Genomic DNA, 23507 nt, shown 5'->3' on the forward strand with positions numbered 1-23507 from the left:
CCGGGCGCCCGACGCCGCGTGCTGATCCGACGCGAATCATCAGACACGCCCTAGCGAAGCACGGACCGGCCCGGGCGTGATAGCGAAACGGGGAGATTCCTCAGGATCGGTTGCGTGCCGTGCGGCGCGCGCCGGTTCGCACTCCCCGTTCACCCGGACCGGGCCTTCGCGCGCGAGGGTAGGGTGGCAGGCCGGGCCACCCCGCGAGGCGGCTCCGCATGGACGCAGCCGGCCGGACGAGACAGAGGCGAGAAGTGACCGCGCAGAGCCCCGTCCGCTGGACGGACCCGCAGCAGCAGGAGCTGGAGGAGCGGGTCGCCGCCGCCGAACTCGCCTGGCTCAGCATGGACGTCGACGTGCAGACCCTGCGGGTCGAGATCGACAACTTCGCGCTGATCCACCATCAGCTGCTGGGCCCGCTCTACGCCCGGCTGGACGAGCTGGAGGCGCTGGTCGCCGAGGCGGTCGCGGCCAGGACCGGGCACCCCGAGGACCTCCGCCGGGCCGCCGAGGCCCGCCGGCAGGTCGACGAACTGCCCGACCTCGACGCGCTGTTCGACTCCGTCCGGGAGCAGGAGGCGGCCCCGCCGCCGCCCGCCGCGCCGGCCCGGGTGCGCCCCGGGCGGGACGCCCAGCGGATCTACCGCGAGCTGGTCCGCCGGGCCCACCCCGACCTCAGCACCGACCCGGCCGAGCAGCAGCGCCGGGCCGCGTTCCTGGCCCGGGTGAACGAGGCCTACGCGGTCGGCGACGCCGCCGCGCTGGAGGGCCTGTCCGCCGAGTGGTCCACCGCGCCCGAGGCCGCGCCCGGCACCGACTCCCCCGACCGGCTGGAGTGGCTGCGCCGCCGGCTGGAGTGGCTGACCGGCAAGATCACCGAGACCGCCACCGAGCAGGTCCGGCTGGAACAGACCCCGATGGGTCAGCTGCTCGCGCTGGCCCCGCAGGACCCGGACCGGCTGCTGGAGCAGCTCGCCGAGGAACTGCTCGCCAAGGCCGCCGCCCAGCAGGCCGAACTGGAGCGGCTGCTCGGCGCCCCGGCCGCGGCGGGCGACGGCCACCGGCAGCCGGTGGGCGACAATGGCACCGACCCGACCCAGCCCCAGGAGAGCCACACGATGTTCGCCCAGATCCCCTCCACCACCGCCGCCGCAGTGCCCGCCGACGCAGCCCTGCTGGACGTGCGCGAGCAGGACGAGTGGGACGCCGGCCACGTGGACGGCGCGCTGCACATCCCGCTCGGCGAGGTGATCGCCCGGATCGACGAGCTGCCGGACGGGAAGCTGTACGTGCTCTGCCGGGTCGGCGGACGCTCCGCGCAGGTCGTCCAGTACCTGGTGCAGCAGGGCCGGGACGCGGTGAACGTGGACGGCGGCATGTACGCCTGGGAGGGCGCGGGCCGTCCGATGGTCAGCAGCACCGACCAGGACGCCTTCGTCCTGTAGGCCGGTGGCCCGGTGGCCCCGTCCGGCACCGTCGTGTTCGCCCGGTAGGGCAGGATGGGCGCGCGACCGCGCCGGGACGGGACCCGGGCGGCGCGCCGACCGGGCCGGGGAGGCCATGACGGAGACGACGGACCGCCCGGCCGCCGGACGGGTCTGGTCGACGCCCGCGCAGCTCGTGCTCGGCCTGACCGCGGCGGTGCTGGTGGTCGGCACCGGGTTCTTCCTCGCGGCGGTGTTCCTGCACGTCGCGCCGGCCAACTCGCTGTCCCGGCAGTACCGGGACGAGGTCGACGGCCTGGTGTACCCGGAGTTCGAGCAGAACTGGCGGCTGTTCGCGCCGAATCCGCTGCAGCAGAACGTCAGCCTGGACGCCCGGGTGCGCACCGCCGCCGCCGACGGCACCACCCGCACCCGCGACTGGACCGGGCTGACCGCGCAGGACCTCGCCGCGATCCGGCACAACCCCGCCCCCAGCCACGTCGACCAGAACGTGCTGCGCCGGGCCTGGGACTTCTACGACGGCTCGCACAACCCGCAGGACGAGGCGCTGACCAACACCCGAGGCAGGCTCGCCGAGCAGTACCTCAAGCGGATCGCCCTGCAACGGATCGGCCGGGAGGTGGACGGCGAGCGGATCCTGGAGGTCGAGTTCCGGGCCACCGCGGTGACCGTCCCGCCGCCGTCCTGGAGCGGCGAGGCCGCGCCACCGGCGCCGAAGGTGCGGGAGCTGCCCTGGTGGCCGGTGGACGACGAGGACTACCGGGAGCTCGGGTGAGCGAGGTGTCGCCGGAGGTGTCGTCCGACGTGGCGTCCGAGCTCTCGCCGGAGGTGTCGCCCGAGCTCTCGCCGGCGGCCGAGCCGCGGTGGTCGGAGGGCATCCCGCGCCAGGCCGGGCAACCGCCCGCCGCCGGCTCGGCCCCCGGGCCCCGGCCCGACCCGGCGCCGCGCGGGCCCGGCCCGGCCGACCTGGCCGCCCGGGCGATGGCGGCCTTCACCGGGCGTGCGCTGGGCCGCCACCAGGCCGCCGTGGTGCGGATCGGCTTCGGGCTGGTCTGGCTCGCCTACCTGCTGCGCGAGTGGCCCAACCGGCGGGTGCTGTACGGGGACCGGTCGCCCTGGTCGATGGACCTGGCCGAGCGGCTGCTGACCGACAACGGGGCGTTCACGGTGCTGCCGTGGTTCGGCGGGCGGCCCTGGTTCGAGCTGGTCTACCACCTGGCGGTGCTGGCCGCCGTCGCGGTGGTGCTGGGCTGGCGGACCAGGGCGAGCACGGTGCTGTTCCTGGTCACCGTGCTGTCGCTGCAGAACCGCAACGTCTTCCTCGGCGACGGCGGCGACAACGTCGTCCACCTGATGGCGGTCTACCTGGTCTTCACCCGCTGCGCCGAGGTGTGGTCGCTGGACGCCCGGCGGGCCCGGCCGGGGCGGGCCGGGGTGGTGCTCTGGGTGCTGCTCGGCGCCGTCCTGGCGGCCTGCCAGGTCGGCGGCTTCTCCGGCGAGAGCCTCACCTGGACGGTCCGGACCTTCCCGTACGCCGGCTGGGCGCCGCTGTTCTGGGGGCTCTGGGCGGTGGCCGGGCTCTGGTGGACGCTGGGGCGGCTGCGGCCGGACGGCGAACCGCGCGCGGTGCTCGACGCGCTGGCGAACATGGTGCACAACTGCGCGATGCTGGTGATCGCCGTCGAGGTGGTGCTGATCTACGCGACGGCCGGCTGGTACAAGGTGCAGGGCTCGCGCTGGCAGGACGGCACCGCGCTGTACTACCCGCTGCACCTGGACTACTTCACGCCCTGGCCGTGGCTGTCCGGGCTGGTCGGCTCGGCGCTGCTGCCGGTCTTCCTGATCTCGTACGGCACGGTGGTCGTGCAGGTCGCGTTCCCGTTCACGCTGCTCAATCGGCGGGTCAAGAACGTGCTGCTGGCGGTGCTGCTGGCCGAGCACCTGGGGATCGCACTGCTGCTCGGGCTGCCGGTGTTCTCGCTCGCGATGATCGCGGCGGACGCGGTGTTCCTGCCGACCGGCGCGCTGCTCTGGGTGGCGGCGCGGCTGCGGCGGATCCGGCGGTCGCGAGCGCCGGTCACGGAGGGCGTGCCCTAGGCTGACCCGTATGTCCTGGTTCGCCGCCCTTCGCGACACCGCGCGGACCGGACTCACCCTCGACCGGGCGCTCACCGACCCCAAGCGGGCCCTGCGCGGGGCCGTCGCGGTGGCGTTGGTGCTCTTCCCCACCCTCGCGCTCGGCGGGGTCGCGCTCGCCACCTCGGCCGCGATGGGCGCCTTCATCGCCGGCACGGCCACCTTCCAGCGCAGCTTCCGGCCCCGGGCCAGTCTCGCCGTCGCGGCCGGGGCCGGGCTCGGGATCAGCACCTTCCTCGGCTACCTGGCGGCCGGGGTCCCCGGGTTGTTCCCGGTGCTGCTCGCGGTGTGGGCCTTCGGCGCCGGGCTCGCCTGGGCGATCGGGCCGACCGCCGGGGTGGTCGCGACCAACACCGTCTCGGTGATGCTGATCGTCGTCCAACTGCCGGTCAGCGCGACCGCCGCGCTCGGACACGGGCTGGTCGCCGCCCTCGGCGGGGTCGTCCAAGCCGTCGTCATCACCCTGTGGCCGATCGGGAGCTGGAGTGCCCAGCGGGACGCCCTCGCCGACACCTATGCGGAACTCGCCGACTACGCGCGCAGGTTGAGGCAGGATCCGACCGCGCACGTCGACCCGGCGCCGTTCATGACGGCCCGGCACGCCGCCGCCCTGACCCCCTGGCAGGACCGCCACCGGCCGGCCGAACTGCGCGGCCTGCGCGGCCTCGCCGAGCGCATCCGGCCCACCCTGGCCGCGCTCGCCGATCCCAAGGTGGGCGCCCCGGAGGAGGGGCCCGAACGCGACCGGGCCCGTGAGGTGCTGGCGGCCGCCGCCGAGGTCATGGACGCCCTGGCCCGGGCCGTCCGCACCGGCGACCCCGTCCGGCTGCCCCGCTCGGCGCCCACGCTCACCCTGGTCCCGCCGGACGAGGGGCCGCGGTTGCAGGGGGCGGCCCGGCGGTCGGCCCGCCGACTGGGCGGGCTGCTGCGCAAGGCCGCGGACACGCTGGAGCGGGGCGACGCGGACACCATCACCACGCCCGTGATCGGCGCGGGCGGGGCGCTGCACAAGCCGTCGATCCTCCGGATGCTGCCGGTCGCGCTGCGGACGGTGCGCCGGCAGCTGCGGCCGCGCTCGGCGATCTTCCAGCACGCCGTCCGGCTCGCCGGGGTGGTCACCGTCGCCTACCTGCTGGCCCGGCTGGTCGGGTTCCACCACGGCTACTGGGCGCCGATGACCGCCGCGATGGTGATGCGGCCGGACTTCGCCCAGACCTACAGCCGGGGTGTCGCCCGGCTGGCCGGGACGGTCGTCGGGGTCGCCGTCTCGACGCTGGTGGTGCAGCTCACCCACCCCGGGGAGTGGGTGCTGGCCGCGCTGGCCGTGCTGTGCATCGGCGGCTCGTACCTCGCGTTCCGGACCGGATACGCGCTGACGACGGTCGGGATCTCGACGTACGTGGTGTTCCTGCTCGGGCTCCAGGCCGGGAACCCGCTCACGACGGCCTTCGAACGGGTCGGGCTCACCCTGCTCGGCGGGTCGGTGGCGCTGGTGACGTACGCGCTCTTCCCGACCTGGCAGACCGCCCGGCTCGGGGAGCGGCTGGCCGAGTGGCTCGCCGCCGCCGGGCGGTACGCGGCCGCGGTGGTCGCCTGCTACGAGGACCCGGCCGCGCCGCGCGGGCGGGCGGTGCGGACCGCGTTGCTGGACTCCCGGGAGGCCCGCTCGGAACTGCTCCAGGCCATGCAGCGCGCCGACGCCGAACCGGGCCGGCACGCCTCCGGGCTGCCCGGGGTGTCCCGGCGCCAGGTCGACCGGGCCCGGGCGGCCGTCGGGCACCTCGGACGGGTCGCCGTCCTGCTGGAGGCGCACCTGCCGGCCGCCGACGCCGACCCGGTGCCGGGTACGGCGGAGTACGCGGAGGAGCTGCGGCTGGCCACCGCGCTCGCGGGGGCGGCGCTGCTCACCGGGCAGCCGGTGGAGTTCGGCGCCGTGCGGGAGGCGCAGGCGCGGCTGGAGGAACGGCTGGCGCAGGCGCCGGCGGGGGTGCAGCGGGACGTGGTGCGGGCGGGGACGCGGCTGCTGGGGCAGGCGCTGAAGGACCTGGAGCGGGCGCTGCGGGGGCGGGAGGACGTGCGGGGGCCGCAGTAGGCGACGTTCGCCCCTCCTGGAAGGGCGAACGTCGGGGGGAGAACGTCGGGGCCGAACGGCGCGGGGGCGTCAGGCGGCGCGGGCGGCGGCCTCCAGCCAGTTGGCGAACTCGCAGGCGAAGTGCCACTGGTGGCCGGTGCCGAGGAGGGCGGGGGCGGCCTCGGGGAACTGGACGGTGAGGCGGATCCGCAGGCCGTCCGGGGTGTCGGCGAACTCGTGCATCACCCGCAGCACCTCGGTGCCGTCGGCGAGGGTGCCGGTGCCGCCGATGCGGACCGGGAAGGCCTGGTGGCCGGGCCCGGCGATCGGGACGTCGTCGTGGAAGCGCAGGAAGAAGCGGGCCGGGCCGGTGCCGAGGGTCTCGATGATCTCGACCCGTTCGCCGGTGGAGTCGGCCAGGTAGTGCTCGGGGTTGGCGGCGAGCAGGGCGTCCCGGTCGGGGGCGTGCAGGCGGCCCTGCCACCAGGTGAGGAAGCGGTCGGCGTCGATGCCGGCGGCGGTGAGCTCGGTGACGGCGGTGCTCCACCGGCCGCCGGAGGCGTGGGCCCAGGCGGCCAGGGCGGTGTCGGCGGCGGTGGCGTCGGGGGTGAGCAGTTCGCGCGTCCGGTCGTCGCCGAGGTGCTGCTTGAGCAGGCGCAGGGCGGCGCGGGCACGGTCGAGCTCCCAGGCGAGGACGGCCTCGCGCGGGTGGCTGGTGCCGTCGATGTCGGTGTGGACGGTGAGCGCGGTGGTGGTCACGGCGTCACTCCTCGGCTCCTCAACGATGCGGAGAGATTTTCTCCGCTTCACTGGACGCTAGCATAGGGGGAGAGAATTTCTCCGGTTAGGGAGTTGCCGATGAGGGCCGACGCGGAACGCAGCCGGCGCAGGATCCTGGACGCCGCCTGCGAGGTGTTCCTGGAACGGGGCCCGGACGCCCCGCTGGACGCCGTGGTCCGGCGGGCCGGCGTCGGCCCGGCCACCCTCTACCGGCGCTTCCCCGACCGGGAGGCCCTGGTCCGCGCCCTGGTCACCGACCTGCTGGCCCGGCTCGCCGAGGCCGCCGACCGGGCCCGCCGCGACGAGACCGACCCGTACCGGGCGCTGCGCCGCTTCGTGCACGCCGCCGCCGACCTGCGGATGGGCGCGGCGATCGTGGTGCTGCTGGAGCGGCTGGTGGTGGACGAGGACCTGGTCGCCGTCCGCCGCGAAGCCGTCACCGCCGTCGAGGCGCTGCTGCGCGCCGCCCAGGATGCCGGGCGGCTGCGGGCCGACGTGGGGATGGGCGACCTGGTGCTGCTCTGCGTCCGGGTGTCCCGCCCGCTGCCGGGCGCGCTGGCCGCGCTCGACGCGGACGGCTCGCTGGTCCACCGGCACCTCGACCTCGCGCTCGCGGGGCTCGCCGCCGATCCGGACGGTCCGACCGGCCGGCCGCTCGGCTTCGACGAGGTGATCGCCGCTGCGGGCCGCCCCGGCGAGCCCGGCCCGGGCGGGGCCGCCCCAGGCGGGGTGGCCCTGGATCAGGTGGCCTCGGATCAGACGGCCTCGGACGAGGTGGCAGAGTGAACGCCATGAACGCCATGGACGACGAGGTGCTGCGGGCGTGGCGGGCGGCGGAGCGGGAGCCGGGGGCCGTCCTGCTGGACGGGTTCCACCCGCTGAAGCACGCGCTGCGCTTCGGCGGGGACGTCCGGCGGGTGCTGACTGCCGACCGGGCGGCGCTGCTGGCCCTGGCCGGGGAACTGGCGCCGGACGTCGCGCCGGCGCTGGACGCGCTGGCGGTGGAGCTGCCCGAGGAACGGCTGCGGACGCTGGCACCCCGGCTGCACCCGACCGGGGTGGTCGCCCTGGCCGCGCGGCCGTCCGTCGGGGCGAACCTGGCGGCCCTGGCCCGCCGCCCGCGCCCGGCCCCGGTGGTGCTGCTGGAGAACCCGCGCAACCTGGGCAACGTCGGGGCGGTGATCCGGCTGGCGGCCGGCTTCGGCGCCACCGGCGTGGTGACCACCGGAGATCTGGACCCCTGGCACCCGACCGTGCTGCGCGGCAGCGCGGGCCTGCACTTCGCCACCGCGGTGGAGCGGCTGGCCCTGCCGGAGCTGCCCGCCGGGCCGCTGTACGTGCTGGACCCCGAGGGCGCGGACATCCGGACGCTGCCGTTCCCGGACGACGCGCTGCTCGCCTTCGGCACCGAGCGGCACGGCGTCTCGGCGGAGCTCAAGGCGCGGGCGGACCACCTGGTCTCGGTGCCGATGCAGCCGGGGGTGTCCAGCTTCAACCTGGCCACCAGCGTGGCGATGGGCCTCTTCCACTGGATGTCGTCGAAGCCTCAGGGGTGAGGCGTGGCGCCCGCCGGGGCGGGCACCACGCCGTCGGCGTGCGTCAGGCGAAGAGCCGGCGCCAGGTGTCCGGGCCGGGGTAGCCGTCGGCCTCGGCGCCGCGCCAGCCCTGGGCCTGCTGGAAGGCCTGGACGGCCCGCCGGTCGCTCTCGCTCCAGCGCGGGCCGGGGCCGACGCCGTACGAGCCGCCGAAGCCCTTGCGCACCAGCTGCTCGCCCAGCAGACGGACCTGGTCGTTGTTCTGACCCGGTCCGAAGTACTGCCGGCCGGGGAAGGCGGGCGCCCCGGTGCCGGGCCGGACCGGCGGCGGTAGCGGGGTGGTGCCGGCGCCGATGGCGCGGCCCTTGCCGTTGACCAGGTAGTCCCAGGTGTCCTTGCCGGGGATGCCGTCGGCCTCGGCGCCGCGCCAGCCCTGGGCCTCCTGGAAGGCCTGGGTGGCCCGCCGGTCGGCCTCGCCCCAGTGCGGGTCGGGGCCCTCGGAGTAGAACCGGGCGCCGCCGCGCTGCACCAGCAGCCGGCCGAGCTCGGTGACGTACGCGTTGTTCGCGCCGGGGCCGAACTTGTCCGCGCCCGGGAAGGCGGTGGCCGGGGTGCCGTCGTTGCTGCCGCCGGACAGGCCGGTGTAGCGGTACGGGACGTAGGCGCCGGAGTTGTTCCAGTAGGCGTACGGGGTGTCGCGCTTCTTGGTGCCGGGGGAGGTCTGCTCGTAGGCGAGGTAGCGGGTGAGGGAGGAGTCCGTCCAGCCGCCGAAGATCGTCACGTGCGACCCGGACTGCGGGCTGGCCGGGTTGTTGTAGATCAGCACGTCGCCGGGCTGGAGGTCGGCCTTGCCGATCCGCTCGGCGAAGTTCGGCAGGGTCCAGGTGGTCTGGCTGCTGCCGAGGCCCCAGGCCATCGAGACGAAGCCGGAGCAGTCCTGGCGGTAGCCGTCCGACCAGTAGCTGCCCATGCCGTACGGCACCTGCTGGTCGACCCAGCCCTGGGCGCGCTGGATGATCTGCGCCCGGGTGGGCGGCTGGGCGGCGGCGCGCGGGGCGGCGAAGGCGCGGGCGCCGGGTGCTTGGCCGTAGAGGCCGCTGACCTCGCCCTGCGGGGTCTGCGGGGGCTGGGCGGTGCTGCTGCCGCCCGGGGTGGGGCCGGGGGTGGGGGCCGCGGTGGCGTGCCCGGCGGCGGCCGTCCCGCCGCCCACCGCGGTGCCGACGGCGGCCATCAGCACGGCGGCCCGGCGGCGGATGCTGCGGGCCGCGGCGTGCCCGCCCTCGTGCACCGGTGCGGCGTGCCGCCGGGCGCGGCGGCGGGCGCTGCAGCCCCCGCATATGCAGTCCTCGTCCGGTTCGACCTCGTCGAATTCCAGCAGCGGGGACAGGTGGTCGGTACGGGTCATGCTCCGCCTCTTTCCTGCGGTCTTCCTGGTCGACGCCTGACGGCGTGACAGGACTGGCCTTCCCGGGCCGGCCCCGCGTGTTATCGGGACCAAAGTCCCAAAGCGGGCGGAAGGTGGCACGGCGGGTTGCGCCGGACGGGTGACAACCGTTCGGCGGCCCGGGCGTGGCGGGGGCGAGGAGGAGGCGCTAGTGCCGGTGCGGGGCCTGGCGGATGGTCAGGTGTGGCGGGGGTGCGCGGGCCGGTTCGAGGACGGCGGGGGCGGTCGGACGCCGGGGCGGCCGGATGTCGGGGACGACTGGACGCCGGGGGCGGCTACTGCCACTCCCAGCGGATGCCGATGTGCCCGGGCTGCTGGTCCGGCGCGAGCACGTGGGCACTCGCGGAGGCGCCGACCCAGAGCTGCTCGCGGCGGTGGTCGACGTCCGCGCCCGGCTCGCGGTCGTAGCGCTCGCAGTGCGCCGGGACGGCCGCCGGGTCGAAGTGCACCTGGAGCACGTACTCGCGCACCGGGGTGGCGAAGCGGCGGCTGTACTCCAGCGTCGGGCCGCCCGGCGGGATCTCCACCTCGTACTCGAAGACCGTGCTGTCGCCGAGCGCCAGCGGGCGGTCCAGCATCAGCTCGCCGACGGTCAGGCCGGCCTCCGGTCGGCGCCGGACCCGGCCCAGCCGGCCGTGCCGCACCGAGGTGATCTCCGGGCAGCCCGTCGCCTCCTCGTCGGCCTTGTGCACGACCAGGCAGCGGCCCACGCCGCCGACGGTGGCGCGCACCACCTGGCGCATCCGCAGCAGGTTGCCGCGCCGCTCGGCGTCCACGTAGTACGAGTCGTGGATGCTCAGCCGCTCCAGTTCGCCCTGCGGCGGGGCGTCCAGCTCGGCGAAGATGTCCGCGATCTGCCGTTCGCCCGGCCAGACGTCCTCCAGGCCGAGGTGGCAGGTGTTCGCGACGGCGGCCCAGCGGCCGCGCGGGCGGGGCGGGCCGAGCAGCGAGGTGAGCGCGCTGTGCGGCAGTCCGAGCAGTTCCTCCAGCAGGTGGACGGCTCTCAGCGAGCTGGCCCGTTCGGGCTGGCTGCGTCCGCGCCGCCAGTAACTCAGCGTCGTGACGCTGACTCTGACGCCGCGCTGGGTGAGGGCGGCTCTGATCCGGTCCAGGCTGAGGCCGCTGGCCTCGATGGCCAGGTGCAGGGTGTCCGCGAAGCCGCCGGGGGCGGTGGCCCGCCCGGCGTGCGCGGGTGCCGGAGGCGGTGCGGGTACGGACGGGCCGGGGCGCTCCGGGCGCAGTCCGACCAGCCGGAGTCGCGCGGAGTCCTGAGGCTGCTGTGCGGCCATGCGGTGACCCTCCCCGCCAGGTGAGTTCGGAGGGGCCTGGCCGGCGCCGAGGCTCGCCGCCGACGGCTTCACCGAGCTTTGGGGAACCCTATGCACGGTCGAGAGGCTACGTCATCAGTCGTGCGTATGACAGGGGTCACGGCAGGTGAACCGAAGGGTTGGTGATCTTGAAACAGTTCGGAAACACACGCCCTCGCCGCGCGCCCGCGCCGCCCGTCGCGACGGGCGGACGCACACCGCCGGGGCGGGCCCTGTCGGCGCCGCCCCGGCGGGGGTCAGGTGGTGCTACCCGCTGGTGGTCAGTTGACGTTCAGCGCGATGTCGTCGATCACGAAGCTGGTCTGGTTGGAGCCGTCCTCGGTGCCGGTGAACTTGACGGTCACGTTCTTGCCGGCGAAGGAGGAGAGGTCCAGGGTGCGCTTCACGTAGCCGGCGGCGGCGTTGACGTTGGAGTACGTCGCCAGCGTGGTGCCGTTGGCCTGGACGGTCAGCTTGTCGTACGCGGTGGAGCCGGTCTCCGCGGTGTCGATGTGCAGCCAGAAGGTGAGGCTGGCGGACTTGCAGCCGGCCGGCACCGAGATGGTCTGCGACAGGGTGTCGGTGTGGGCGCTGCCGTAGCCGTCCAGCCAGGCCTTCCAGCTGCCCGAGTGGGCCGCCTGCGAGGAACTGTTGTCGACCACGCCGCTGGAGGTGGTCCACGGGGCGGCGGTGCCGGTCTCGAAGCCGCCGTTGCCGATCAGCTGGGCCGCGGTGCAGCCGCCGGTGGGCGGGGTGGTGGAGCCGCCGCCGAGCAGGGCGGTGGTCAGGCCGTCGGCGATCGGGGTGCCCCAGCCGGTGACCTGGTCGTAGCCCGTCCCGGCCGGGAAGTCCTGGTTGGAGCCGCTGGTCACGTCGTGGAAGGCGCCGGAGTAGTTGCTGCTGTTCGCGACCGCGTACAGCTTCGGGTTCGCCTCGCCCAGGACCGGCTGGCCGGCCGCCTTGGCCTTCTGGTTGAACTGGGCCGCGTAGCCGGCCCACAGCGGCGCCGCCGCGCTGGTGCCGCCGTAGACCTGCCAGGAGCCGGCCGTGTAGATCGCGAAGCCGCTCGCCGGGTCGGCGTTGGAGGAGACGTCCGGGACGGTGCGCATGGTGCCGCTGCCGGTGCCGGTGCCGGTCTGCCAGGTCGGCTTGCCGAACACGGTGGAGACGCCGCCGCCGGCGCTGCTCCAGGCGCTCTCCGAGGAGTACGAGGTGCCGGACACCTGGAGGTTGGTGCCGCCGACGCCGGTCTGGTGCGGGCTGGACGCCGGGAAGTCGACCGCCTTGACCGACGAGCCGCTGGTGGAGCGGGTGCAGTCGCGGGAGCCGTCGTCACCGGAGGCGGAGAAGATCGAGATGCCCTGGGCGGCGGCCTGCTTGAAGGCGTTGTCCACGGCCGTCATCGAGGCGGCGGTGGTGTCCGGCTCGCAGGAGCCCCACGAGATCGAGATGACCGAGACCTGGTTGTCGGCCACGATCTTGTTGGCCATGTCGATCTCGCCCTGGTCGCTGTTGGGCGCCTCGTAGACCAGCTGGGTCGCCTTCGGCGCCGCGCCGCGGACGATCTCGCTGTCCAGCTCGACCTCGCCCTGGCCCCCGCCGGGGGCGGAGTCGTAGTTGGCGCCGTCCACCGAGACCGTGGAGACGGCCGGGCCGGACAGGCCGTACTGCGAGTCGTAGGTGGTCAGGTTGGAGGACGAGTAGCCGTCGAACTCCCAGAGGGCGACCGTCGTGCCGGTGCCGTCGGCGCCGGTCTTGTTCAGGTTGTAGGCGCCGTCGTACTGCGACGGGCCGAAGCCGCTCGGGGTCGAGGAGGCCGTGTGCGGGGTGACCGAGTTCGGCTTGGCCAGGCGGTTCTTGCGGACCGCGTGGTTGTCCAGGCCGCTCACGCCCTGGACCACGTCGGCCAGGTCGGCCGGGACGGAGGCGGCGGCGTCGTTGGCGAAGAAGGCGCGCTGTAGCTGCGGGTCGACGTAGGAGCTCTCGTGGGTGCCGAAGGCCTGCGAGATCTGCGCGTTGGTGCCGTGGGCGCTGACCACCTGGCGGTTGGCGCTCACCTCGGTGACGGTCAGGCCCTGGGCGGCCAGGTAGGTCTTGACCTGGTCGACGGCGGCCTGGGTCGGCCCGAACCGGGCGGTGAACTGCTCCGGCGTCAGGTACTTGCCGAACTCGGGGGTGCCGGGGGTGGCGACCGCGGCGAGGAAGCGGTCGAGGGCGGCGGTGTCACGCAGCTTCAGGCTGACGGCCACCGAGATCTGCTGCTCGGCCGGGACGTCGCCCTTCTTCTCCGAGTGGGCCACTGCCGGGTTGACGGTGTTCGGGAGCGCGACACGGGGAGCGGGGGCGGCCTGCGCGGTGGAGACACCGAGCGAGACGGCGGTCAGCGGCAGCACGGCTATCGCCGCGGCGAGGGCAAGGGAGCGGGGGCGCAACGGATCCTCCTCTGGCCGGCTGTGGGGGCCGGCAAGGGGCCAGAGCGTTCCGGAGTCGAAAACGCTGTCTAGAACATGACAGAACCAGTGCGCAAAGTGGCTCATGGTCAAGCAATTCGTTGCTAAAAAACAGTCAACTGTGGACACCCGGAATGCGGGGATTCCATACAGTGAATAGCCCGGATTCCGGAACCGGTCCCTACCGGTGGGGGGCGGAAGGGACGGACGTGGAACCGGGTGGAGCCGCGCGGGAAGCATGACCGGCGTGGGCCGTACGGCGACGCGCGGGAATCGGGCGCGGGTGGCGCGGAACTATGTGAACGGCACGGCCCGGCGGCTGCTCTGACGGCTTCCCCGACGGTGGACCGGAAGGGGCTGAGGGCGGGCCGGGAGGGTCCGGCGGCGGGGGGGGGGGGGGGGGGGGGGGGGGGGGGGGGAGGGGGGGGGGGGGGGGGGTGCGGGGGGGGGGGGGGGGGGGGGGGGGGGGGGCCCCCCCCCCCCCCCCCGGCGGGGGTCAGGGGGTGCCGAGCCAGGCGGTCAGGGCGGTGCGGAGCTCGCCCTGACCGGGGTCGACGGCGCCCCAGGCGGCGTAGCCGTCCGGGCGGATCAGCAGGACGGTGTCGCGCAGCTTGCCGTGCGGGTCGGCCGGGGCGGCGGTGACCATGCGGTCCGCCCAGGGTTCGGCGGCGGCCAGTTCGTCGTTGCTGACCAGGACGAACTTCCCCTCGCGCAGCGCCTCGTAGAGCCGCTCGGGGGCGGCCGGGGCGCCCTCGACGGGCTTGCGCAGCGCCGTCAGCCGCAGGTCCGGGACGCGCTTGCCGACCTGCGGGTGGGCGTCCTTCGGGGCCGGGTAGGAGATGTCGATGCCGGAGACCATCCGGGCGCCGCGCTCGGTGACCGGGTCGAGGTGGCCGCCGAGCGTGGTGAGCGCCCCGCGCAGGGCGCGGGTGGGGGCGGACTCGGCGAGGGCGAGCCGGATCAGCGCGCCGGAGGTGCGCAGCACCGTCCGGCCGACCGGGTGCCGTTCGCCCTGGTAGGTGTCGAGCAGGGCGTCGGTGGCGTGGCCCTGGAGGGCGGCGGCGAGCTTCCAGGACAGGTTGGCGGCGTCCTGGAGGCCGGTGTTCATGCCCTGGCCGCCGGCCGGGGAGTGACAGTGCGCGGCGTCGCCGGCCAGGAAGACCCGGCCGGAGCGGTAGTTGGGGGCCTGGCGCTCGTCGCTGTGGAAGGTGGAGCTCCAGCGGACGTCGTGCAGGCCGTAGTCCTCGCCGAGGGTGGTCCGGGCGATGGCGGCGAGGCGCTCCGGCGAGGGGGTGGTGCCGTCAGGCTGCCGCTCCTTGCGGTCCCAGGCGATCAGCCGGTACCAGCCGTCGCCGAAGGGGGCGAGGAAGGAGAAGCCGGTCTCGTTGGCGCCGACGGTGATGGTGTCGGCGGGCTCGCGCTCCAGCCGGACGTCGGCGAGCATCACGGAGTCGACCACGGACTCGCCGGGGAACGGGATGCCGAGCAGGTCGCGCACGGTGGAGCGGACGCCGTCGGTGCCGACCGCGTACCGGGCGGTGAAGGCGTTCCCGTCGCGGGTCTCCAGGGTGATGCCCTCGGCGTCCTGGCGCAGGGCGGTGACCTCGGCGCCGCGCAGGATGGTCGCGCCGGCCTGCTCGGCGCGGTCCTGGAGCAGCCGTTCGACGTGGTACTGCGGCGTGATCAGGACGAACGGGAAGCGGGTGGGCAGCGAGCTCAGGTCGATGCCGAAGCGGTCGAACATCCTCAGGCCGGTGACCGGGCGGCCGGTGGCGATGAGGTCGTCAGCGAGGCCGCGGGCGTCCAGGAGCTCCAGAGTGCGGGCGTGCACGGCGAAGGCCCGGGTCAGGTTGGACTCGGCGCCGCGCTTCTCCAGGACGGTGACGCCGACCCCGGCCGCGGCGAGGTCGCCGGCCAGTAGCAGTCCGGTCGGTCCGGCACCGACGATCAGGATGTCGGTGGCGGTCGTCGGCTTCGCGGTCATGTGTCAGCTCCCGGTGTTCGGAGGGCGGTTGGACGCCGTGTCCGGCGTTCTCCCAGACTCCATCATCCCGGGCCCGCGGGGAGCTGTGAACCGCCGGGCCCCGGCGGTGGGTGACCGCCGGGGCCCGGAGCGGATCGGACGGGGCCGGGACGGCGCTCAGCCGTGCCGGCGGACCTCCACGGTGCGGAACCGGTTGGCGACGAACGCGCCGTCGCAGTAGGCCGAGTTGGCGGCCGGGTTGGCGCCGGTGCCGTGCAGGTCGGAGAAGGCGGCGGTCTGGTTGGGGTAGACGCCGCCGGTCAGGTTGAGCGAGAGCGAGACGCCGGCGTCGAGCGCGGCCGCCACCAGCAGGCCCTCCACCTCGGGCGAGGTGGTGTAGCCGGAGGCCGTCATGGCGCCCTTGTCGCGGACCGTGGTGCGCAGCAGCTCGACGGCGGCGGGGGTGGACTCGACGGCGACGGCGAAGGAGACCGGGCCGAAGCACTCGGTGCGGAAGACCGCGCGGTCGTCCGGCTTGTCGGCGTCCAGCTTGACCAGCGCGGGGGTGCGGACGGTCGCGCCGGGGAAGTCCGGCGAGGTCACCGCGCGCGGGGCGAGGGCGAGCTCGCCGTACTCGCCGCCGGCCGCGGCGGCCGAGCGCTGCAGCACGCCCGGGTTGACCACGGCGCCGAGGATGGCGGCGGCGCGGGCGTCGTCGGAGAGCAGGCCGTCGATGGCGGCGGCGAGGTCGGCGACGACCTGGTCGTAGGACTTGTCGCCCTGGTCGGTGGCGATGCCGCCGCGCGGGATCAGCAGGTTCTGCGGGGTGGTGCACATCTGGCCGCTGTAGAGCGAGAGGGCGAAGGCCAGGTTGCCGAGCATGCCCTTGTAGTCGTCGGTGGAGTCGATGACGACCGCGTTGACGCCGGCCTTCTCGGTGTACACCTCGGCCTGCTTGGCGTGCTCCTCCAGCCAGTCGCCGAAGGCGGTGGAGCCGGTGTAGTCGATCAGCCGGATCTCGGGGCGGACGGCGAGGGTCTGGGCGACGGTGCCGCCCTCGTGCTCGACGGCCAGGCAGACCAGGTTGGGGTCGTAGCCGGCCTCGGCGAGCACCTCGCGGGCGGTCCGGACGGTCAGCGCGAGCGGCAGCACGGCGCGCGGGTGCGGCTTGACCAGCACCGGGTTGCCGGTGGCCAGCGAGGCGAACAGGCCGGGGTAGCCGTTCCAGGTGGGGAAGGTGTTGCAGCCGACCAGCAGCGCGAGGCCGCGCGGGACGACGGTGAACTCCTTGGTCATCACCAGCGGTTCGCGCTTGCCCTGGGGCTTGGTCCAGCCGGCCCGGCGGGGCAGCCGGGTCTGCTCGGCGTAGGCGTAGGTGACCGCCTCCAGGCCGCGGTCCTGGGCGTGCGGGCCGCCGGCCTGGAAGGCCATGCCGTAGGCCTGGCCGGTGGTGTGCATGACGGCCTGGCCGAACTCGTGGGAGCGGGCGTTGATCCGGTGCAGGATCTCCAGGCAGACGGCGGCGCGCTCCATCGGGGTGGCGGCGGCCCAGCCGGGCCGGGCGGCGCTCAGCGCGGCGATCAGCGCGTCCGGCTCGGCGTGCGGGTAGCCGATGCCCAGCTCGATGCCGTACGGGGAGGCCTCGCCGCCGACCAGGTCGCCGTCGGCGGGGTGGCCGTCGAGGGTGAACGGCTGGCCGAGCAGGGCGTCGAAGGCGGCCTTGCCGTCCGCCGGGCCGCTCTCGCCGTACGCCTTCGGGAACTCGGGGTAGGGCGACCAGTAGTCGCGCTTGGCGGCGGCGTCGAGGGCGGCGTCCAGGGTGGCCTGGTGGCGCTCGACCAGCTCGCCGACGAGGGGGTGGGTGACCGCTGCGGACATCTGTGCGCTCCTCAGGAGGGAGGACGGGACACGTCACAGGGTAACCGAACGATCGGTCGGCTCAAGAGGGTGCAGGGGACGGAATCCGGGAAGACGCGCGGGGCGGTGGCCGGAAAGCGCGCGGGGGCGCGTCCGTGGCGGACGCGCCCCCGGGGGCCGGTGCGGGGCAGGGTCTACGGCACGCCCAGCTCGAAGATGACGTACCCCGCGTACCAGCCGGAGGCGACCGCGCCGAAACCCAGCACCGCGGCCAGCACCGGCCAGCTGAGCTTGCGCATCGCCACCGCGAGCGCGATCAGCAGCGGGAACGCCGGCAGCAGGTAGCGCGAGACGTTGCCGAAGATGCCGAGGCTCCCCAGCACCGAGACGATCGTGGCCAGCGTGTAGGCGGTCAGCACCAGCGGCGGGCGCAGCCGGATCAGCAGCACGATCAGCACCGGCAGGGTGAGCACGATCAGGGTGGCGAAGAGGTCCGGCACCGGGAACGCGAACGGGTAGTCGTTGCGGCCGAGCAGCACGCCGCGGATCGCGTGCCAGGTGCCCTGGCCCCAGTCGAAGTAGTGCAGCCAGGCGTCGTGCTGGAGCCGGAAGTAGCCGCCCCACTCGCCCATCCGCCAGCCCACCCAGGCCACGTAGCCGAGCAGGCCGACCGGGGCCAGCAGCATCGCGGTCAGCGGGCGCAGGACGCCGCTCTCGCGCCGGTACAGCTCCACCAGCGCGGCCAGGCCGACCGCGCCTATCAGCGCCGCGGCGGTCGGCCGGTTGAGCCCGGTGACCAGGGTGATCACCCCGGCGGCGACCCACTGCTTGGTCATCACGCAGTAGCAGGCCCAGGCGGCCAGTGCGACGAAGGTGGAGTCCGAGTAGACCGCCCACTCGGCGCCCGAGCCCGGGGCGATCGCCCAGATCCCGGCCGCGATCACGCCCGCCCTGGGGCCGGCCATCCGGTCCACCACGGCGTAGATCCCGGCGGCGGCGAACAGCGAGGCCACCACCGACACCAGCATCCCGGCGCCGTACAGGCCGAGGCCGGTGACGTCCGAGGTCATCCGCATCAGGCCCGGGTAGAGCGGGAAGAACGCGGCGGAGTTCTGCTCGACGGAGAAGCCGACCGGGCCGTTGGGGATCGTGACCAGCGCCGGGTGGTAGCCGAACTGGGCCACCTGCTGGTACCACCAGCCGTCCCAGGTGGCCAGCACGTCCCAGGGGTTGGCGCCGCCGCCGAACCGGGCCGGCTTCTTGAGGTAGTCCCCGGAGAAGGAGAGCAGCTTCATGAAGACGGTGAAGCCGATCAGTTTCAGCACCGCGTAGCACCACACCGCCGGCCCGAACCGGACCACCAGGGCGCGGGCGCCTTCCCGCCAGCCGCCGCCGGGCACGCCCTCCGGATCATCGCTGCGCTGCTCGGGCACGTCGGAGGCGACGGCCGGTATTGCGTTCATTCGGACTGGACCCCACCCTGCTGGACGTGGACGATCGTCCGCCGAGTCTAGGGCCTGCGCATCGGGGCCTGGTGTGGACCAGTGCGCTGCCGCGGACCCGACCGGACCCGACCGGACCCGATCGCGTACGGCGCGGGGCGGCCGGGGATACTCGGAGGATGGCCGATCACAGCACGCGTACCGCCTACACCGTGGAGTCACTGCTCGCGGTGACCGTCGACGTGTTCAACGAGCGCGGCTACGACGGCACCTCGATGGAGGACCTGTCCCGGGCGGCCGGGATCTCCAAGTCGTCCATCTACCACCACGTCCGGGGCAAGGAGGAGCTGCTGCGGCTGGCCGTCGGGCGGGCGCTGGACGGGCTGTTCGCGATCCTGGCCGAGCCGGCGGCGGTGCGGGGCCCGGCGGTGGAGCGGCTGGAGCACGTGGTGCGCCGCACCGCCGAGGTGCTGCTCGCGGAACTGCCGTACGTGACGCTGCTGCTGCGGGTGCGCGGGAACACGGTCACCGAGCAGTGGGCGCTGGAGCGGCGCCGGGAGTTCGACCACCAGGTCGCCGAGCTGCTGCGGGCGGCGGTCGCGGACGGTGCGCTGCGCGCGGACGTCGAGCCGCGGCTGGCCACCCGGCTGCTGTTCGGGATGATCAACTCGATCGTGGAGTGGTACCGGCCGGGCCTCAAGGGCACCGACGGCCTCGCGGACGCGGTCGTCCACCTGGCCTTCGACGGGCTGCGCGCGCGGTAGCCGCCGCCGGCCGGTGGCCGGGGCCTGCCGGTCGGTCCGGGGGACCTGGTCAGTCCGGGGGGACCTGGTCGGTCTCCTCGAAGATCAGCATGGTCCGGGTGCCGAGCACCTGGGGGATGGACTGGATGCTGCCCAGCACCAGCTCCCGCAGCGCGTGGTTGTCCGCGGTGTGCACCAGCAGCAGGACGTCGAAGTCTCCGCCGACCAGGGCGATGTGGGCGACCCCGGGGAGCTCCAGCAGCTGCTCCCGGACCGTGCGCCAGGAGTTCTGGACGATCTTCAGGGTGATGTACGCGGACGCGCCCTGACCTGCCCGTTCGTGGTCGACGCGGGCGGTGAAGCCGCGAATGATGCCGTCCTCGACCATCCTGGATATCCGGGCGTAGGCGTTCGCCCGGGACACGTGCACCCGCTCGGCCACCGAGCGGATCGAGGCGCGGCCGTCCTGCTGCAGCAGCCGCAGGATCGAACGGTCGACCCGGTCGAGTCTGGACATCTGTTCAGCCGACATGACCCCCCACCCTCGCCGATTGGACGCACTGCCACCAGTCGACCGCCGCTCAGGCCGAATGTCCACCACCTTGTCACGCTTCTGGTCAAGATGAACAGACGACCGAACAATCGGTAGGGAGCCCCCGCCACCCCAGGAGGTGCCCCGAGATGACCGTTCTCGACCACAGACACCACACGGCGGTGCCCGGCTGGACCCCCGGGGCCACCGCCCCGCGGACCGACCCGGCCCCCCTGCTCCCGGACGCCTCACCGGTCCGGGTGCTCGGCACCCCCGCGCTGGAGAAGTACGACCCCGCACTGCTGCGCGAGCTGTACCGCCGCCTGGTGGTCGGCCGCCGCTTCAACCAGCAGGCCACCACCCTGACCAAGCAGGGCCGGCTGGCCGTCTACCCGGCGTCCACCGGCCAGGAGGCCTGCCAGGTCGCCGCCGCGCTGGTGCTCGGCGAGGCCGACTGGCTGTTCCCCAGCTACCGCGACACCCTCGCGGTGGTCTCCCGGGGCGTCGACCCGTTGGAGGCGCTGACCCTGCTGCGCGGCACCGCCCACACCGGCTACGACCCGCGCGCCACCCGCACCGCCCCGCTCTGCACCCCGCTCGCCACCCAGGCCCCGCACGCGGTCGGGCTGGCGCACGCCGCCCGGCTGGCCGGCGAGCCGGTGGTCGCGCTGGCCATGCTCGGCGACGGCGGCACCAGCGAGGGCGACTTCCACGAGGCGCTGAACTTCGCCGCGGTGCTCCAGGCGCCGGTGGTCTTCCTGGTGCAGAACAACGGCTACGCGATATCCGTCCCGCTCAGCGCGCAGTCCGCCGCGCCCACCCTCGCCCACAAGGCCGTCGGCTACGGCATGCCGGGCCGGCTGGTGGACGGCAACGACGCGCCCGCCGTGCACGGCGTCCTGACCGAGGCGGTCGAGCGGGCCAGGACCGGCGGCGGCCCGACCCTGGTCGAGGCGCTCACCTACCGGGTCGAGGCGCACACCAACGCCGACGACGCCACCCGTTACCGCACCGACCCGGAGGTGGCCGCCTGGCGGGAGTACGACCCGATCCTGCTGATGGACCGCTCGCTGCGCGAACTCGGCGTCCTGGACGACGCGCTGGTGCAGTCGGCGGCCGACGAGGCGGAGGCGCTGGCGGCCCGGATGCGGGCCGAGTTCCACGCCGACCCCGAGCTGGACCCGATGGCGCTGTTCACCCATGTCTTCGCCGAGCCGACCCCGCAACTGCGGGAACAGGCCGCCCAGTTGTCCGCCGAGCTGGCCGCCGAGGCCGAGGTGCAGCACTGATGAACCAGACGGCCACACCGACCCGTACGGCGAGCATGGCGCAGGCGCTCAACGCGGCGCTGCGCGACGCCCTGCGCGAGGACCCCGCGGTGCACGTGCTCGGCGAGGACGTCGGCGCGCTCGGCGGCGTCTTCCGGATCACCGACGGGCTGACCGCCGAGTTCGGCCCCGATCGCTGCCTGGACACCCCGCTGGCCGAGGCCGGCATCCTCGGCACCGCGATCGGCATGGCGATGTACGGGCTGCGCCCGGTCGTCGAGATGCAGTTCGACGCCTTCGCCTACCCGGCGCTGGAGCAGCTGTTCTCGCACGTCGCCAAGATGCGCAACCGCACGGCCGGTCGGCTCCCGCTGCCGATCACCGTCCGCATCCCGTACGGCGGTGGCATCGGCGGGGTCGAGCACCACAGCGACGCCTCCGAGGCGTACTACGCGGCCACCCCCGGCCTGCACGTGGTCACCCCGGCGACGGTCGCCGACGCGTACGGGCTGCTGCGGGCCTCGATCGCCTCCGACGACCCGGTGGTCTTCCTGGAGCCCAAGCGGCTCTACTGGGGCAAGGACGGGTTCGACCCGGCCGCACCGGTCGAGCCGATCGGCCGGGCCGTGCTGCGGCGGCCCGGCACCTCCGCCGTGCTGATCACCTACGGGCCCTCGCTGCCGGTCTGCCTGGAGGCGGCCGAGACGGCGAAGGCCGAGGGCTGGGACCTCGCGGTGCTGGACCTGCGCACCCTGGTGCCGTTCGACGACGAGACGGTCTGCCGGGTGGTGCGCTCGCTCGGCCGGGCCGTGGTGGTGCACGAGGCGAGCGGCTTCGGCGGCACCGGCGCGGAGATCGCCGCCCGGGTCACCGAGCGCTGCTTCCACCACCTGGCCGCGCCCGTGCTGCGGGTGACCGGCTTCGACATCCCGTACCCGCCGCCGATGCTGGAGCACCACCACCTGCCCGGGGTGGACCGGATCCTGGACGCGGTCGCCCGGTTGCAGTGGGAGGACCGAGGATGATGCCCGTCGTGCGCGAGTTCCGGCTGCCCGACCTCGGTGAGGGACTCACCGGGGCCGAGGTGGTGCGGTGGCTGGTCGAGGTCGGCGAGGTGATCGCGGTCGACCAGCCGGTGGTGGAGGTGGAGACCGCCAAGGCCGTGGTGGAGGTGCCCTGCCCGTACGGCGGGGTGGTCACCGCCCGGTACGGCGAGGAGGGCGAGGAGATCGCCGTGGGCGCGCCGCTGGTGACGGTCGCGGTGGCTCCGGCGGAAGGGGCTTCGCTGCTGGCCGAGGCGGCGGCCGGGATGCTGGTCGAGGCGGCGGCGGAGGTGGAGCGGCCGCTGGTCGGGTACGGGGTCGCCGAGCCGGGGAAGGGCGGGCGGCGGCGCCGGGTGGGGGGTGCGGCTGCTGTTCCTGCTGTTGTTGCTGCTGTTGATCCGGCTCCTGTTCCTGCTGCTGTTCCGGTTGTTGTTCCGGCTCCCGCGCTGGTGGTGCGGACCGTTCCGGGCGTGGTGCCGGTGATCTCGCCGCTGGTGCGGCGGCTGGCCCGGGAACAGGGGGTCGATCTGGCCGCGCTCTCCGGCAGCGGCCCGGACGGGCTGATCATGCGCGCGGACGTCGAACGGGCGGTCGCGGCGAAGGCGGCGGCACCGACGGCTCCGGCGCCGACGGCTCCGGCGCCGGTGGCGCGGGAGGGCGTCGTCCCGCTGCGCGGGCTGCGCAAGGCGGTGGCCGAGAAGCTCAGCCGCAGCCACCGGGAGATCCCCGCAGTGACCTGCTGGGTGGACACCGATGCCACCGAACTGATGGTGCTGCGGCGACAGTTGAATGCCACCCCGGGCCCGAAGGTGAGCGTGCTGGCGCTGCTCGCCCGGATCTGTACGGTCGCGCTGGCCCGTTTCCCGGAGCTCAACTCCAGTATGACGGAGGACGGTTCGGGCATCATCCGACACTCGGCGGTGCACCTGGGCTTCGCCGCGCAGGGCGAGCGAGGTCTGGTCGTCCCGGTGGTGCGGGACGCCCACGCCCGCACCACCGAGCAACTCGGCGAGGAGTTGGGCCGGTTGACCGAGGCGGCGCGCGACGGCTCGCTCACCCCGGCCGAACTGACCGGTGGCACCTTCACGTTGAACAACTACGGGGTGTTCGGCGTGGACGGCTCCACCCCGATCCTGAACCACCCCGAGGCGGCGATGCTCGGGGTCGGCCGGATCGTCGCCAAACCCTGGGTGCACGAGGGGGAGTTGGCGGTGCGCGAGGTCGTGCAGCTGTCGTTCACCTTCGACCACCGGGTCTGCGACGGCGGGACGGCGGGCGGTTTCCTGCGGTTCGTCGCGGACTGCGTGGAGCGGCCGGGGACGCTGCTGCGGCAGCTCTGAGCACGACTCGGTCGCCCTGGGTGGCGTGCTCCGCACCCAGGGCGACGGGGCGCGAATCGAGGGAGAGTAGCGCGTCCCGGGCCCGGGTGTCCGGGCTTCGCGTGATTTGTCGGATGAGCAGTTCGGGCGTGCCACGCTGCCTAGGCGTCAG

General features: G+C 74.4%; 18 protein-coding genes. 10 read left to right on the forward strand and 8 right to left on the reverse strand.

What is annotated here, in order from left to right; translation table 11 throughout:
- Positions 1-254 precede the first annotated feature (254 nt).
- The 4 genes from AC07AL_RS23765 (at position 255) to AC07AL_RS23780 (ending at position 5673) form a co-directional block, all read left to right on the forward strand.
- Positions 255-1445: a rhodanese-like domain-containing protein gene (locus AC07AL_RS23765; RefSeq protein WP_400804328.1), complete on the forward strand. Its 1191-nt coding sequence runs from the start codon at positions 255-257 to the stop codon at positions 1443-1445.
- A 115-nt stretch (positions 1446-1560) separates the two neighbouring features.
- Positions 1561-2220: a DUF5819 family protein gene (locus AC07AL_RS23770; RefSeq protein ID WP_478318088.1), complete on the forward strand. Its 660-nt coding sequence runs from the start codon at positions 1561-1563 to the stop codon at positions 2218-2220.
- On the forward strand, positions 2217-3542 hold the full coding sequence (locus tag AC07AL_RS23775) for an HTTM domain-containing protein (protein WP_478318090.1): 1326 nt from the start codon (positions 2217-2219) through the stop codon (positions 3540-3542). The genes AC07AL_RS23770 and AC07AL_RS23775 overlap by 4 nt, the downstream gene beginning before the upstream one ends.
- Before the next feature lie 10 nt (positions 3543-3552).
- Positions 3553-5673 carry an FUSC family protein gene (locus AC07AL_RS23780; RefSeq protein WP_363588000.1) on the forward strand — a complete coding sequence of 707 codons (2121 nt, stop codon included), beginning with the start codon at positions 3553-3555 and terminating at the stop codon, positions 5671-5673.
- Positions 5674-5742: 69 nt separating this feature from the next.
- On the opposite strand, the gene AC07AL_RS23785 is transcribed toward AC07AL_RS23780, so the two are convergent.
- Positions 5743-6411 (reverse strand): hypothetical protein, encoded by a 669-nt coding sequence (locus AC07AL_RS23785; protein ID WP_478318092.1) that lies wholly within the window; start codon positions 6409-6411, stop codon positions 5743-5745.
- Between the two features lie 99 nt (positions 6412-6510).
- Between AC07AL_RS23785 and AC07AL_RS23790 the strand changes: the two genes are divergently transcribed.
- Together AC07AL_RS23790 and AC07AL_RS23795 are read left to right on the forward strand one after the other, a co-directional pair.
- The gene (locus AC07AL_RS23790; protein WP_478318094.1) at positions 6511-7218 is read left to right on the forward strand and encodes a TetR family transcriptional regulator; all 708 of its coding nucleotides are present in this window, start codon (positions 6511-6513) and stop codon (positions 7216-7218) included.
- A gap of 14 nt (positions 7219-7232) precedes the next feature.
- On the forward strand, positions 7233-7988 hold the full coding sequence (locus AC07AL_RS23795; protein ID WP_363588022.1) for a TrmH family RNA methyltransferase: 756 nt from the start codon (positions 7233-7235) through the stop codon (positions 7986-7988).
- A 43-nt stretch (positions 7989-8031) separates the two neighbouring features.
- On the opposite strand, the gene AC07AL_RS23800 is transcribed toward AC07AL_RS23795, so the two are convergent.
- The 6 genes from AC07AL_RS23800 to AC07AL_RS23825 all read right to left on the reverse strand — a co-directional run bounded on the left by AC07AL_RS23800 (position 8032) and on the right by AC07AL_RS23825 (position 18451).
- Complete coding sequence (locus AC07AL_RS23800; protein ID WP_478318096.1) at positions 8032-9372, reverse strand: peptidoglycan-binding protein; 1341 nt, start codon at positions 9370-9372, stop codon at positions 8032-8034.
- Positions 9373-9686: 314 nt separating this feature from the next.
- Entirely contained in the window at positions 9687-10700 is a 1014-nt protein-coding gene (locus AC07AL_RS23805) for an XRE family transcriptional regulator (RefSeq protein WP_363588008.1), read from the reverse strand.
- Between the two features lie 299 nt (positions 10701-10999).
- Positions 11000-13150 carry a protease pro-enzyme activation domain-containing protein gene (locus AC07AL_RS23810; RefSeq protein ID WP_363588010.1) on the reverse strand — a complete coding sequence of 717 codons (2151 nt, stop codon included), beginning with the start codon at positions 13148-13150 and terminating at the stop codon, positions 11000-11002.
- Positions 13151-13664: 514 nt separating this feature from the next.
- On the reverse strand, positions 13665-15152 hold the full coding sequence (locus AC07AL_RS23815) for an FAD-dependent monooxygenase (RefSeq protein WP_363581614.1): 1488 nt from the start codon (positions 15150-15152) through the stop codon (positions 13665-13667).
- Between the two features lie 156 nt (positions 15153-15308).
- Positions 15309-17009: a phenylacetic acid degradation protein PaaN gene (gene paaN / locus AC07AL_RS23820; protein ID WP_363581612.1), complete on the reverse strand. Its 1701-nt coding sequence runs from the start codon at positions 17007-17009 to the stop codon at positions 15309-15311.
- 173 nt (positions 17010-17182) lie between these two features.
- The gene (locus tag AC07AL_RS23825; protein ID WP_363581610.1) at positions 17183-18451 is read right to left on the reverse strand and encodes a hypothetical protein; all 1269 of its coding nucleotides are present in this window, start codon (positions 18449-18451) and stop codon (positions 17183-17185) included.
- A gap of 158 nt (positions 18452-18609) precedes the next feature.
- On the opposite strand from AC07AL_RS23825, the gene AC07AL_RS23830 reads away from it, so the two are divergent.
- A complete protein-coding gene (locus AC07AL_RS23830; protein WP_363581608.1) occupies positions 18610-19194 on the forward strand; it encodes a TetR/AcrR family transcriptional regulator in 585 nt (194 codons plus the stop codon).
- A 49-nt stretch (positions 19195-19243) separates the two neighbouring features.
- On the opposite strand, the gene AC07AL_RS23835 is transcribed toward AC07AL_RS23830, so the two are convergent.
- Positions 19244-19705: an Lrp/AsnC family transcriptional regulator gene (locus tag AC07AL_RS23835; RefSeq protein WP_350876808.1), complete on the reverse strand. Its 462-nt coding sequence runs from the start codon at positions 19703-19705 to the stop codon at positions 19244-19246.
- A gap of 149 nt (positions 19706-19854) precedes the next feature.
- Between AC07AL_RS23835 and pdhA the strand changes: the two genes are divergently transcribed.
- From pdhA to AC07AL_RS23850, 3 genes are read left to right on the forward strand one after another with little or no spacing between them, the layout of a single operon-like run.
- The gene (pdhA, locus tag AC07AL_RS23840) at positions 19855-20994 is read left to right on the forward strand and encodes a pyruvate dehydrogenase (acetyl-transferring) E1 component subunit alpha (protein WP_063348428.1); all 1140 of its coding nucleotides are present in this window, start codon (positions 19855-19857) and stop codon (positions 20992-20994) included.
- Positions 20994-21998, forward strand: a complete 1005-nt coding sequence (locus AC07AL_RS23845; protein ID WP_350876812.1) for an alpha-ketoacid dehydrogenase subunit beta — start codon at positions 20994-20996, stop codon at positions 21996-21998. Before pdhA ends, AC07AL_RS23845 begins: the two co-directional genes overlap by 1 nt.
- Positions 21998-23356, forward strand: coding sequence for a dihydrolipoamide acetyltransferase family protein (locus AC07AL_RS23850; RefSeq protein WP_363581627.1), 1359 nt, complete (start codon positions 21998-22000; stop codon positions 23354-23356). The genes AC07AL_RS23845 and AC07AL_RS23850 overlap by 1 nt, the downstream gene beginning before the upstream one ends.
- Positions 23357-23507: the final 151 nt, after the last annotated feature.

Source organism: Kitasatospora sp. NPDC043949 (assembly GCF_056435365.1).

Bases quoted from the DNA above. Each gene is read 5' to 3' on its own strand.
- pdhA (WP_063348428.1), top strand. From the start codon at position 19,855: ATGACCGTTCTCGACCACAGACACCACACGGCGGTGCCCGGCTGGACC.
- AC07AL_RS23770 (WP_478318088.1), top strand. From the start codon at position 1,561: ATGACGGAGACGACGGACCGCCCGGCCGCCGGACGGGTCTGGTCGACG.
- AC07AL_RS23850 (WP_363581627.1), top strand. From the start codon at position 21,998: ATGCCCGTCGTGCGCGAGTTCCGGCTGCCCGACCTCGGTGAGGGACTC.
- AC07AL_RS23825 (WP_363581610.1), bottom strand. From the start codon at position 18,451: ATGAACGCAATACCGGCCGTCGCCTCCGACGTGCCCGAGCAGCGCAGC.
- AC07AL_RS23805 (WP_363588008.1), bottom strand. From the start codon at position 10,700: ATGGCCGCACAGCAGCCTCAGGACTCCGCGCGACTCCGGCTGGTCGGA.
- AC07AL_RS23845 (WP_350876812.1), top strand. From the start codon at position 20,994: ATGAACCAGACGGCCACACCGACCCGTACGGCGAGCATGGCGCAGGCG.
- AC07AL_RS23835 (WP_350876808.1), bottom strand. From the start codon at position 19,705: ATGTCGGCTGAACAGATGTCCAGACTCGACCGGGTCGACCGTTCGATC.
- AC07AL_RS23795 (WP_363588022.1), top strand. From the start codon at position 7,233: ATGGACGACGAGGTGCTGCGGGCGTGGCGGGCGGCGGAGCGGGAGCCG.
- AC07AL_RS23800 (WP_478318096.1), bottom strand. From the start codon at position 9,372: ATGACCCGTACCGACCACCTGTCCCCGCTGCTGGAATTCGACGAGGTC.
- AC07AL_RS23830 (WP_363581608.1), top strand. From the start codon at position 18,610: ATGGCCGATCACAGCACGCGTACCGCCTACACCGTGGAGTCACTGCTC.
- AC07AL_RS23815 (WP_363581614.1), bottom strand. From the start codon at position 15,152: ATGACCGCGAAGCCGACGACCGCCACCGACATCCTGATCGTCGGTGCC.
- paaN (WP_363581612.1), bottom strand. From the start codon at position 17,009: ATGTCCGCAGCGGTCACCCACCCCCTCGTCGGCGAGCTGGTCGAGCGC.
- AC07AL_RS23790 (WP_478318094.1), top strand. From the start codon at position 6,511: ATGAGGGCCGACGCGGAACGCAGCCGGCGCAGGATCCTGGACGCCGCC.
- AC07AL_RS23780 (WP_363588000.1), top strand. From the start codon at position 3,553: ATGTCCTGGTTCGCCGCCCTTCGCGACACCGCGCGGACCGGACTCACC.